This window comes from Serratia sp. GW822-FHT06D09 (assembly GCF_058799515.1).
In genome coordinates, this window is sequence record NZ_JBXALO010000004.1 from 133684 (window position 1) to 146633 (window position 12950).

Consider the following 12950-nt stretch of genomic DNA (forward strand, 5'->3'; position numbering starts at 1 on the left):
AGGATGAAACATAATGATAATCAAAACCTTAATACCACGCAGCGCCTGCTGAGTTATACCCTGTGCACATTGCTGGCGGGGCAACCGTTGCTGCCTGTACTGGCCGAGGGCATTAACGTAGCCGAAGGCAATACCCGAGTGGATCAGGCCGCCAATGGTGTGCCGGTGATCAATATTGCCACGCCGAACCAGGCCGGTATTTCGCATAACAAATACAACGATTTCAACGTTGGCAAAGAGGGGACGATCCTCAACAACGCCACTGGCCAGCTCAATCAGAGCCAGCTTGGCGGGCTGATCCAGAACAACCCCAACCTGCAGGCCGGCGGGGAAGCGCAGGGCATCATCAATGAGGTGGTGGCACCGAACCCCTCACAGCTGCGCGGTTACCTGGAGGTCGCGGGCAAGCAGGCCAGCGTGATGGTTGCCAACCCCTATGGCATCACCTGCGACGGCTGCGGCTTTATCAATACCCCCAACGCGACGCTGACGACCGGCAAGCCGGTGCTGGGTGCTGACGGCAAGCTGCAGGCGCTGGAAGTCACCCAGGGGGCAATCACCATTCAGGGTAAAGGGCTGGACGCCGGCAAGAGCGAAAAATTTGCCTTGATCGCCCGCGCAACCGAGATTAACGCGCAACTGCACGCCAAGGACCTCAGCATCACGCTCGGGGCCAACCGGGTAGATGCTACCGGCAAGGCCACGGCGATTGCAGGCAGCGGCGACGCGCCCAAGGTGGCGATTGATACTGGTGCGCTTGGTGGCATGTACGCCAACCGCATCCACCTGGTCTCCAGTGAAAAAGGCGTTGGGGTCAACCTCGGCAACCTCAACGCGCGTGAGGGCGATATTCAATTGGATGCCAATGGGCAACTGCGGCTGAATAATACGCTGGCAGAGGGGAGCCTGAATGCTACGGCGGCAGGAATGACGCTGAGCGGCAACCATAAGACTGGCCAGGCGATGAGCCTGAACAGCCGGGGTGAACTGGCTCTGGACAAGGCCGCGTTGAACGCCAAAGGCGATATGCAGCTTACCGCCGCAGGCAAATTGCAGGCGGGCAAAGCCAGTACTGACGGCAAACTGCAGCTGACCGCAGACACCCTGAGCAGCGCTAAAGACAGCAGCCTGACTGCCGAAGGCGACATCAATATGACGCTTAACGGTGACGGCGACTGGCAGGGCGTTCTGACCGCCGGGCGCGATCTGCACCTGCAAGCCAATAACCTCAGCAGCAGCGGCCAACTGGCCGCCAACCGCGACAGCCACATTCAGACACAGAGCCTGGACAACAGCGGGCGGATACAGGCACAGGGCACGCAGACGCTGATCGGCGAACGGCTTGATAACCGGGGGCAGTTGCAAGCGGGCGGTGTTCAGCGGATTACGGCTAAAAGCGTCGATAACCAGGGGGCCATCGGGGCCAGGCAGCAGCTTGAGCTGCGCGTGCGCGACAAGCTTAACGTGGCAGGTTCCCTGTCTGCAGATGGCCTCTTAACCGTACAGGCCGGGGAATTCTTGCTGGCGGGCCGCGCCAGCGGCAAACAGGGCATCACCCTCAACGGCGGCATACTGAGCACAGCTGCAGGCTCATCGCTGCTGAGTGATAGCGATATTGTCATTCAGGCTAATGACGTGCGGTTGGGTGGGCTGCTTTCCAGCGAACTCGCCCTGACGATGGACAGCCAGAATTTGTCGACCACCGCAGGCGCCCGCACCCAGGCCAAACAGGGCATGGCGTTAAAAATTACGCAGGATGCGAAGTTGGCGGGCGTGTTTAACACCTTGGGGGATTTGAACTTTTCCGCTGCGACGGCCGATAACAGCGGCCAAATCAATGCACTTAACATTGACTGGCGCGGTGGTTCACTGCGCCAGCGAGGGCATCTGCAGGCCGATAATGGCTTCACGCTGAAGGTAAATCGGCTCGATCAACAAGGCGAACTGCTGGCAGGCAAACGGCTGACGGTGAATGGCACTACCTTGGTCAACAGTGGGCAGATCGGCGCCTCCGGGGTGGAGCTGAGCTTTAGTGAAAAGGTGGACAACCAGGGCAAGCTGGTGGCGGACAATACGCTGACGTTAAAGGCTCCAACGTTGAACAATACCGGCACCCTCGCGGCAAACAGCATGAAGCTCACGGCGCAAGACGTGGAGAACAGTGGGCTGATACAGGCCAAGGGGCTGGCGGAGATTACAGCGAAAGATCTGCAAAACCGCGTGGCAGGGCGAGTGCTGGCCGGGGGGGCGTTGGCGCTGCAGGGGGAACGGTTGAATAACGCCGGTAAGTTACAGGGACAGAACATTGATATCGGCGTACAAGGTTGGGCCAACACTGGCAGTACCCTGGGGGAAAATGGGCTGACGGCAACGGTTGAACAGACGTTGCACAACAGTGGGCAAGTGCTGAGCCAGGGGCCACTGAAACTGACGGCTGCCACGCTGAAAAACGACGGCAAGGTATTGAGCGAAGGCGCATTACAGCTTTCGGCCGACAGCATCAGCAATCAGGGGGAAGCGCAGGGTGCGGCGACCACCGTCACGGCCAACACGGTGAACAACAGCGGCAATCTGATTGGTCTACGGCAGTTGGCGTTGCAGTTGCAAAAGGATCTGAACAACACAGTAAGCGGCAAGTTGCTCAGCGAAGGGGAACTGACGGTAGGGGCGGCGACCGTCGATAACGACGGAGTATGGCAGGGCGACAGCATCAGGCTGGCGGCTCAGCAGTTGGATCATAAAGGCGTGTTGCAGGCGGGCACGGGAGGGATCCATTTGGATCTCAGTGACAGCCTCAAGACGGAAACCAGCAGCAAGATCTTCTCCAGTGGGAAAATGGATCTGACGGCGCAGACCTTGAACAATCAGGGCCATGTACAGGCGGGCGAGTTGACGTTAAAAGCCGCTGAACTGACCAACACCGGCAGGCTGCAGGGGCAGAAAAATCTGGAGGCCAAGCTGAGCGGCATATTCCATAACCTGGCTGGTGGCACGATGCGCAGCCTGGGAACCCTGCGGGTAGAGGCGGCAGAGCTAAACAACGCTGGGGATCTGCAGGGAGATGGTGGCAGCGTATTGCGGTTGGATCGCCAGTTGATCAACTCAGGCAAAATGATCGTCGGCGGCGCACTGGATCTTCAAGCGCCTTCGCTGAATAACCTCGGCTGGCTGCAGGCCAATAGCCTGACGTTCAGGGGCACCCGGTTGGATAACAGCGGCACATTGAGCGGTATCGGCGATACCCGGTTTACGCTCGATGTTCTGAATAATATGGGAACCCTGCAGGGCGGCAATTTAACGCTGCAGACAGGCAGCCTGGATAATACCGGCACGCTATTGGCGACAAGCCAGATGAGCGTTAACGCGCGGCAGATTGATAACCACCAGAACGGCAAGCTGTTCAGCGGTGGCGATGCGACATTGGTGAGCAGCCTGCTGAATCAGTACGGTCAACTGGTGGCGCTGGGCAATATTACGCTGACGTTAAAGGAAGCCTTCACCCAGAATGGCACCTTGGCGGCAGGTAAAAAGCTGACCCTGAGCAGCGACGGCGATGTTGTGCTGCTGGGTACCCTCCAGGGCCAGAGCATCGATGTGCGTAGCGCTGGCCAACTGACCCATGCCGGTACCCTGCGCGGCGGAAGCGGCGACGTGCGGATCGAAGCCGCCGGCATCACGCAAACCAGCACCGCCAGTCTGCAGTCGGGTGGCTGGGTACAGTTGCTGAGCCGTGGCGACATCAATAATAACGGGTTTATCGGTACCGCCGGCAATTTGCTGCTGAGCGCGGCTAACCATCTGCTCAACACCGGCATGTTGTACGGCGGTGGCGATGTGCAACTGTTGGCGGAACGTATCACTAACCAGCGTGGCGACGTCCTGGCGGGCAACAACCTGTGGATGCAAAAAGACGCGGCCGGCAATGCCAACAGTGAGATCGTCAACACCTCCGGCACCATCGAGACCGAAAATGGCAATATTCAGATCAACACCGCGCATTTGCTCAATCAGCGTGATGGCTGGTCGGTGAGCACCGAAAAGCAGACGACGGCGAAAGATCCGCTGTGGAATGGTCAGACGCTGGTCAATATGAAACTGGGGGATTTGGCTGAAAGCGAGCTCGGTTATTACATCAAAACGGTGCGCACCGGCGGCAGCATGGGGCATGGCAACGGTTCCGTTGATGATTACTATTATTTAGCGCCTAAAGCGCCTGCCATTGATAAAAAGATCCTGGTTGAATCATCCAGCGTAACCGTCACTGCGAACGGGGGCGCTGGGCGAATTGCCGCAGGAAAGGACATTGTCGGCACCATTACGCGTTTTGACAATATTGCCAGCGACATGCTGGCCAATGGTGATATTTCGCTGAGTGGCGGCTCGCTGAATAATGAGAGCACCCAGGCAGGAAGTCAGAATAAATACCTGAATTACCGTTATGACGGCGAAATCGCACAGTATGATTTCGACAAGCACCGCTCGTTGGCTGACTTCAAAAAGAGCGGCCATTACATCCGTGATAACGTCAATACCCCCATTCAGTACCGCTTAACCGGACAGCCAGAGTACCAGAACGAAAACACCGCTGTTTATCGCAGCGTGATCCAGGCCGGTGGTGCCGTTAACGTCCATTTTACCGACGATATCAGCAACAGCATGGTGACACCGAACGCCGGCAGCCTGAGCCATACCCTGGCTAGACCAACGTTGGACAGCCTGCAGCAGCCGGAGGCTATCAGCGGTGTTCAACAGCAGGATCTGGCGGCGGATCAGAGCGTTGCCTTCGGTTCAGCGGAGTGGAAAGACAACCTGCAGGCGGCCTTGGGCTCGCTGGGTAATAACGCCGTAGCCTTGGCGGACTACCCACTGCCGGGCGGGGATAGCGGCCGTTTTGTCGTCAGCGCGGATCCCAATAGCCCATACCTGATCACCACCAACCCGAAACTGGACGGCCTGGGGCAGTTGGATAACAGCCTGTTCAACGATCTCTACGCCATGCTGGGCCAACAGCCGGGTGCCGCTCCGCGTGAAAACGACCGCCGTTTTACCGATGAAAAACAGTTTATCGGTTCGGCCTACTTCCTCGATCGGCTGCGACTTAATCCGGACTACGACTATCGGTTCCTGGGGGATGCGGCGTTCGATACCCGCTATATCAGCAACGCCATGCTCAGCCAGACCGGCAAGCGCTATCTCAACGGTATCGGCTCCGATTTGGCGCAGATGCAGCAGTTGATCGACAACGCCGCACAAGCGCAGAGCGGCCTGAATTTGCAGTTTGGCGTTAGCCTGACGCCGGCCCAGGTTGCGCAGTTGGATAAAAGCATCGTCTGGTGGGAGAAGGTAACGATTAACGGCCAGACGGTGTTGGCGCCAAAACTCTATTTGGCCAAAGGTGACGCAGCCCAGCTCAATGGCAGCGTGATCACCGGCAATATCGTTAACCTGAACGGCGGCAGTCTTCGTAATGACGGCAGCTCGCTACAAGGTGGTGAACGGCTCAACGTTAATAGTAAAACGGGTATCAGCAACCTTAACCAGGGGCTGTTCGACGCCGACGGCAATTTGCAGCTCAGCGCCATTGGCGATATCAGCAATATCGGCTCGACCATCAGCGGCAAACGGGTCGTGATTGAAAGTCTGGATGGCAGCATTATCAATAAAACTCAGGCTCGCCAGTGGGATGCCACAGGGACTCAGGGCGGCCAGACGTTGTCGCTGTCGCGTACCGAAGTTGGCGATACTGCTGTCATTAGCGCAGAAGATGCGTTGATCATGCGTGCCGACAAAAATATCGATGTTATCGGCGCGAGGATCGCCTCTGATGGCACGATGAATCTGCAGGCGACGGGTGATATCAACCTGCTTGTCAATCACACGGAATCCATTGATAAAACCAGTAATAGCGAGCGCATCAGCAGCGGTGCCGATCGCAGCATCATCACCAGTAGTGGGAATATGACGCTACATGCCGAGCATGATTTGAACTCGCAGGCGGCGGTGTTGGTGGGTGACGGCGACATCCTTCTGAGTGGCAAGCGAGACGTAAATCTTAACAGCGTGGAAAACCGGGAGTATCAGGCAAGCCACGGCGGCGGCCAGCTGCGGGTGAAGGAGTCCATACGCCAACAGGTCACCGAAATCGCCGGCGGCAGTTTGCGCGTTGATGCTGGCCAGGATGCCATCTTCGAGGGTACTCAGGCACAGGTAAGTGGAGATTTGGTGGTTAACGCCGACCGTAATATCGTGGTGGACAGCGTAACTGAAAGTGACTACAGCTTCTTCGAAGAGACTAAGGTCAAGAAAGGGTTTATGTCCAAAACCACCACCCATACGGTGGAGGAGGACTACGCGACCCATGAGAAAGGAGCGGTACTAAGTGGCGACAACGCTTTACTCAACGCCGGTAACGACCTGACAGTACGGGGTTCGACGATAGTGGGTGACGGCCAGGTCACATTAAAGGCCGATAATACCATCGATATTTTTGCCGCCACCGAGGAGCAATCCCTTTACCGGCTGAACGAGAAAAAAACCAGCGGCGTGTTCAGCGGTGGCGGCATCGGCGTGACCATCGGCAGTAAATCTTCTCGTCATCAATTGAACGAAGATGGTACTACCCAAAGCCAGAGCGTCAGCACCATAGGTTCGACCGGCGGCAGCGTGGATATCGAAGCGCGCGGCAAGGTGCATATCAGTGGCGCAGATGTGATTGCGGATAAGAATCTGTCGGTGACGGGGGATAGCGTCCATATCGACCCGGGTAAGGATATTCGTCGTCGTGACGAAGCCTTCGAACAGAAACAGAGTGGCCTGAGTCTGGCGCTGTCCGGTACGGTGGGCAGTGCGATTAATAGTGCGGTGACAACGGCCCAACAGGCAAAGCAGGAGACCGATGGTCGACTGGCTGCCTTGCAGGGGGTCAAAGCGGCATTATTCGGCGTGCAGGCCGCTCAGGCGGGTCGACTGGCAAAAGTCGGCGATACCGATACTGAAGAAGGCAGTATGGTGGGGATCAGTATTTCTCTTGGCGGCCAGAAATCGTCGTCGAAACAGCATCAGGAACAAACGAGCATCGCCGGTTCAACATTCAGTGCCGGTAATAATATGCAGGTGACTGCAACCGGCAAGGGCAATACTGCTGACAGCGGTGACATTGTCGTTGTCGGCAGTCAGTTTAAAGTGGCGGGCAACACCACCGTGGTCGCCGAGCGTGACATCTTGCTGTTGGGCGCAGCCAATACTCAGAAGACCGAAGGAAGTAACAAGAGCAGCGGCGGCAATATCGGCGTCAGCATTGGCGTGGGAAAACAGACGGGATTGAGCGTCTTCGCCAATGCCAACAAAAGCCAGGGCAGTGAGCATGGTGATGGAACGTTTTGGACTCAGGCGAAGATAGACACCGTTGGCGTGCTGTCACTGCGCAGTACCCGGAATACTCTTTTGTCAGGGGCACAAATCAGTGGCGAAAGGGTGGAGGTGGATACCGGCGGTAACCTGATAATGCAAAGCCAGCAGGATAGCGACAACTATGACGCCAAACAAAGCAGCGTCAGTGGTGGTGTCAGTGTGGCTATCATCGGTGCTGGCGGCTCGGGGAGTCTGAGTATGAGCCATGACAAATTGCACAGCAATTATAACAGCGTGCAGGAGCAAACCGGTATATTTGCCGGCAAGGGCGGCTATGATATTAAGGTTAACCAGCATACGCAGTTGGACGGTGCGGTCATCGCCAGTACTGCCGCGCCAGAGAAAAACCGTCTTGATACCGGCACCCTGGGCTTCAGTGATATCCATAATCAGGCGGATTTCAAGGCCGAGCATCAAGGGGGCAGCATCAGCAGCGGCGGCCCGGTGGGGTCAGATCTGCTGACCAATCTGGCGGGCGCGGCCCTTTCCGGCGCGGGCAATAGAGGGCATGCAGAAGGCACGACCAAGGCTGCGGTGTCGGGCGGTAGCGTGGTTATTCGCGATCGGGCCAATCAGCAGCAAGATGTGAATGCGTTGAGCCGGGATACGGATAACGCCAATGGCAGTATCGGGCCGATCTTCGACAAGGAGAAAGAGCAGAACCGGCTGAAGCAGGCGCAGCTGATCGGCGAAATCGCCGGGCAAACGATGGATATTGTCCGCACCCAGGGTGATATCAATGGCTTGCAGAAGGCAAAGGACAAGCATCCGGGGCTGGATGCGACAGCGTTGCGTAAAACGCCGGAATATCAGGCCGAGATGCAGAAATACGGCACCGGCAGCGATATGCAACGGGCCGCACAGGCGGTAACGGGCGCGCTGCAGGCGTTGGCGGGGAACAATCTGGCCGGCGCTTTGGCGAGCGGAGCGGCACCGTATCTGGCGAGAGAAATCAAGGCGCGGGTCGGTGAAAATAACGTGGCAGCGAACGCAATGGCGCATGCGTTATTGGGGGCGATAACTGCGCAACTGAACAACCAGTCTGCGGTAGCCGGTGCAGTGGGTGCGGGCGGTGGCGAGCTGGCCGCGCGGGTGATAGCAGAGATAAGGTTCCCGGGCCGTGACATAAGCAGTCTGACAGAAGGTGAGAAGCAGGAGGTGAGTGCTTTGAGCCAGTTGGCCGCAGGGCTGGCAGGGGGGCTAGCTTCAGACAGTACGGCAGGGGCGGTAGCGGCTTCGCAGGCCGGTAAGAATGCGGTGGAGAATAACTCGCTCAGTGGTGACAAAGCGCGGGAGTCTGTGAAACAGGCTGCTGAATCTCTGAAAAATCAGGTTAGGGATAAACTTGGTGAGGGAACAACGTCTTCGATTGCGAATGGCATCATTAACGCGCTTGCGGATACTGGCGATGCAGCATTAGGTGGAGCGGATTACGCTGCGGATGCAGCAATGGCCTTGGCGGCATGCGCTGCCGGAGACAGTTACTGTAATAAGGCACTGAGCGACCTGTCAGGGAAAAATCAGACAGTGGCTGACAGTGTTACAGCGCTGATGAAGAGTGAAACCTGGTCAGCGGTGAAAGACACGTTAGTTCAGGCATCTGAAGGGAATCAGGCAGCGCTGGAAGCGACGGGTGGGTTGGTTGCTGGAATTATCCTGCCAGGTAAGAAAGTACCGCATACGCCTAATGCCGGAGCAGTAGGGAATATGAGTGAATTCCTTAAGCAACCAGGCTTTGGTAGTGAAATCAAAGAACTATCCAAAAAAACCAGTAAGCAATATCAGGGGCAAAGTGTCTATCAGGCAAATAAGCCCGTAGGTGATTATATTCAGAAAGGTGATCAGTTTTATTTAGATGCTAAACATAAGGACCATATAGAGGTCTTTGATAGTACAGGAACAAAAGTGAGGGCGGTCCTTAATCTTGATGGTTCATTTAATGACGCAAAAACTAAAGCTGCCAAAGCTGAAGGTCGAAGGTTGCCAAAATGATTGATATCAGTATGTTAGATAAGTTTAAAGATGCTTACTTGGAGCTATTAAAGCAGAAAACGGGAAAAGAGCTTGATATGGATAATCTTTATTTGGAAAAAGATTATTCAATCGTTGATAGCATTCAAAGCAGCATAGAAAATCTTAACTTAACAATCGAGTTATTTTTTAATGCAAAAGAAAATAACGATGAATTAGCAATGCAAGCAGCCTTGCTACGTATATCAACTTTTTTATCTGGGATATATGGAGTTTTTTATCAAACTACTGAGGATATTGACAGATTTTTCAAACTTCCTAATGGGATACCTTTCCCGGAAGATTATAAAATCCCAGAGCATTACAACTATCCTATTAAATAAAACGAATCCCGGCCATCTGGCCGGGATTTTTACATCTATGCCCCAAATCCTCCCACCTCCCGCCGCCGTAACAGGATCACACCGGGTGCGGCGGTGATCTTCAGAGGTTTCGGGTTGGTGATGCCGTACTCGGAGAGCCAGTTATCGTCGATAATCAGATTGCCGTTCTAAAAGGCATGCAGAAGGCACGACCAAGGCTGCGGTGTCGGGCGGTAGCGTGGTTATTCGCGATGGGGCCAACCAGCAGCAAGATGTGAATGCGTTGAGCCGCGATACGGATAACGCCAATGGCAGTATCGGGCCGATCTTCGACAAGGAGAAAGAGCAGAACCGGCTGAAGCAGGCGCAGCTGCTCGGCGAAATCGCCGGGCAAACGATGGATATTGTCCGCACCCAGGGTGATATCAATGGCTTGCAGAAGGCAAAGGACAAGCATCCGGGGCTGGATGCGACAGCGTTGCGTAAAACGCCGGAATATCAGGCCGAGATGCAGAAATACGGCACCGGCAGCGATATGCAACGGGCCGCGCAGGCGGTAACGGGCGCGCTGCAGGCGTTGGCGGGGAACAATCTGGCTGGAGCCTTGGCGAGCGGAGCGGCACCGTATCTGGCGAAAGAAATCAAGGCGCGGGTCGGTGAAAATAACGTGGCAGCGAACGCAATGGCGCATGCGTTATTGGGGGCGATAACTGCGCAACTGAACAACCAGTCTGCGGTAGCCGGTGCGGTGGGTGCGGGCGGTGGCGAGCTGGCCGCGCGGGTGATAACAGAGATAAGGTTCCCGGGCCGTGACATAAACAGTCTGACAGAAGGTGAGAAGCAGGAGGTCAGTGCTTTGAGCCAGTTGGCCGCAGGACTGGCAGGGGGGATAGCTTCAGACAGTACGGCAGGGGCGGTAGCGGCTTCGCAGGCCGGTAAGAATGCGGTGGAGAATAACTTGCTGGGCGGGAATGAGGAAACTCAAACCAAGTTCGTGCAGGAGCACGGCAAGAATATCGCGTCTTGCAGCACTGACCCAAGCTCAGCGTCCTGCCAGAAAGGGCTGGCGATGAACGATGCGCTGATGGTGGCGCTTCCGGCGGGTCTTGGTGGTGGTTTACTGGCAGCGGCCACGCCTGAAATAGCAGCGGCAGCGAAAGCAGCGATACAGGCTTGTGCGGGTAATGTGGTGCTGTGCCTGAATAATGCCGGTATCCAGATGTCGGAAGCTATCGTACCGGGCGGTGTTGGCGCTGGCGGTGCGGTAGGTATTGGTAAGACAGCGGCAGAGGCAACGGCAGCGAAAGCTGCGGCGGCTAATGCTGCTAAGAATGGAAGCTTAGGAAAGGGAACATCAACGAGTTCTGGTGCGGAAAACATCGCAACCTATCCTAAGTTGAAAGATGAACTGTTACAGCAAAACCTGAATAATATTGCGAAGCAGGATCCGAGGCTAGCAGAAGCTGTTAAAGGTAGCGGTACAACAAACCCTAACTTCTCTGTTGGGGTGGGATCCGTATCTGAAGCGGACAGGTTAGGTAAAATCTGGGTTGGTGATGGTGGGAGACTAGTTGATAATCAAGCGAAATGTCCAGGTTGTTGGATTAGTGCTGATAGTACTCGTTTATATCGACCACCGACTGCTAAGAAAAGCCAGTTTGCCACTACTGGTGTCCAGGCCAACTTCCAGCAGTTTGATAAATCAGGAGCGATGATCAGTAATGGTCATCTTAATGTGACCAAATGAAAGCCGATCTAAAAGCCCTATGGTCTGATCACTTATTATTGGAAGATTATCAGCCTCCTGAATACGATAATTTCTCCTTATGGATAGAATTATCGATAGGTACTTATGGTGAGGAGGAAGCCGACCTCTTCCGATTAAGAATATGCACCCCTGAATGGCTCTGTAAACATCATTGGGTGCCTGAGCTGATGCGTCATACCCTATTGGTTCGCAAGTATGATCTTGATGAGATCACCAAGACCATTACAGATTATATCGATCAGTGCGACGGCAAAGACTGGATGGAGATAGCGCAAAAGCTCTCTCGCGTCTTTGCTTGGGAATATGAAGATTACCAACCTTAAACGACAATCCCGGCCAACTGGCCGGGATTTTTACATCGATACCCTAAAAACTTCGTCCTCCCGCCGCTGCAACCGAATAACACCGGCTGCGGCGGTGAGCTCCAGTTGTTCGGCATCGGTAATGTCCGGCTCGTTAACCGTTCATTAAATCTTCACGTCCCCAATCCTCTCTAGAGCATCCACCACCAAACCCCAGAATTTATCCTGATCCAGCGCTACTGCTACCTGCGTATGGCAGTCGGGCGGTGGTGCTGTGCGGAAATCGGCTACCGTCATGCCCAGTGTCAGGGTGCCGGTGAGTTCGATATCTACCGGGACTTTTCGCACCGTCATCACATCGGGGGCAATAACGTAGGCCACCGCACAGGGATCGTGCACCGGCGGTGCACTGAACCCCTGCGCCTGCTGGTACATTTTGCCAAAGAACTCGAGCAATTCGCCGACAAACCTGGCTGGTCCGGTGTGGATGGCGGCAATGCGTGCACACACCTCTGGGGTGGCGAGCGCCTGATGGGTCAGATCCAGCCCGACCATGGTCAGCGGCCATTTCTCATTAAAAACGATGTGCGCGGCTTCCGGATCAATCTTGATATTGAATTCCGCTACCGCGCTCCAGTTCCCCACGTGGTAGCCACCCCCCATCAGCACCACTTCCTTCACCCGTTCGGCAATCCGTGGTTCTTTACGAACTGCCATGGCGATATTGGTCAGGCCGCCGGTGGGGACCAGCGTCACGCTGCCTGGCGGATGGGCCATGATGGTGTCGATAATCAAATCTACCGCGTGTCGCGTTTCCAGCGTCAGCGTTGGCTCAGGTAAAACCGGGCCGTCCAGGCCGGACTCGCCGTGAATATCGGGCGCAACCTCGATTTGCCGCACCAGCGGCCGTGGGCAGCCGGCGGCGAAGGGCACGCCGGTGATATTGGCGATACGTGCAACAGCCAGCGCGTTGCGGGTCACCTTATCCAGCGTTTGGTTGCCCACCACGGTGGTGACGGCCAGCAGCTCGATCTGCGGATTGCCCCAGGCCAGCAGCATGGCGATAGCATCGTCATGCCCCGGATCGCAGTCCAGTATGATTTTTTTCATTTTTATTCCTGATGCAGGGAGAGGTCT

5 protein-coding genes are annotated in these 12950 nt (G+C 55.7%); 4 read left to right on the forward strand and 1 reads right to left on the reverse strand.

From position 1 onward, the window contains the following. The first annotated feature begins 3 nt into the window (after positions 1–3). From AC1RKG_RS11590 to AC1RKG_RS11605, 4 genes are all read left to right on the forward strand, one after another. Positions 4–9402 (forward strand): two-partner secretion domain-containing protein, encoded by a 9399-nt coding sequence (locus tag AC1RKG_RS11590; RefSeq protein ID WP_493183076.1) that lies wholly within the window; start codon positions 4–6, stop codon positions 9400–9402. Continuing rightward, complete coding sequence (locus AC1RKG_RS11595) at positions 9399–9764, forward strand: hypothetical protein (RefSeq protein WP_493183078.1); 366 nt, start codon at positions 9399–9401, stop codon at positions 9762–9764. Before AC1RKG_RS11590 ends, AC1RKG_RS11595 begins: the two co-directional genes overlap by 4 nt. A 217-nt stretch (positions 9765–9981) precedes the next feature. After that, positions 9982–11490, forward strand: coding sequence for a VENN motif pre-toxin domain-containing protein (locus AC1RKG_RS11600; RefSeq protein ID WP_493183080.1), 1509 nt, complete (start codon positions 9982–9984; stop codon positions 11488–11490). Beyond that, positions 11487–11834 carry an immunity 8 family protein gene (locus AC1RKG_RS11605; protein ID WP_217331608.1) on the forward strand — a complete coding sequence of 116 codons (348 nt, stop codon included), beginning with the start codon at positions 11487–11489 and terminating at the stop codon, positions 11832–11834. Before AC1RKG_RS11600 ends, AC1RKG_RS11605 begins: the two co-directional genes overlap by 4 nt. A gap of 144 nt (positions 11835–11978) precedes the next feature. Here the strand turns inward: AC1RKG_RS11605 and uriH are convergent, their stop codons facing one another. Then, positions 11979–12923: a uridine-preferring nucleoside hydrolase UriH gene (gene uriH / locus AC1RKG_RS11610; protein ID WP_493183083.1), complete on the reverse strand. Its 945-nt coding sequence runs from the start codon at positions 12921–12923 to the stop codon at positions 11979–11981. Positions 12924–12950 lie beyond the last annotated feature (27 nt).

Bases quoted from the DNA above. Each gene is read 5' to 3' on its own strand.
- uriH (WP_493183083.1), bottom strand. From the start codon at position 12,923: ATGAAAAAAATCATACTGGACTGCGATCCGGGGCATGACGATGCTATC.
- AC1RKG_RS11605 (WP_217331608.1), top strand. From the start codon at position 11,487: ATGAAAGCCGATCTAAAAGCCCTATGGTCTGATCACTTATTATTGGAA.
- AC1RKG_RS11590 (WP_493183076.1), top strand. From the start codon at position 4: ATGAAACATAATGATAATCAAAACCTTAATACCACGCAGCGCCTGCTG.
- AC1RKG_RS11595 (WP_493183078.1), top strand. From the start codon at position 9,399: ATGATTGATATCAGTATGTTAGATAAGTTTAAAGATGCTTACTTGGAG.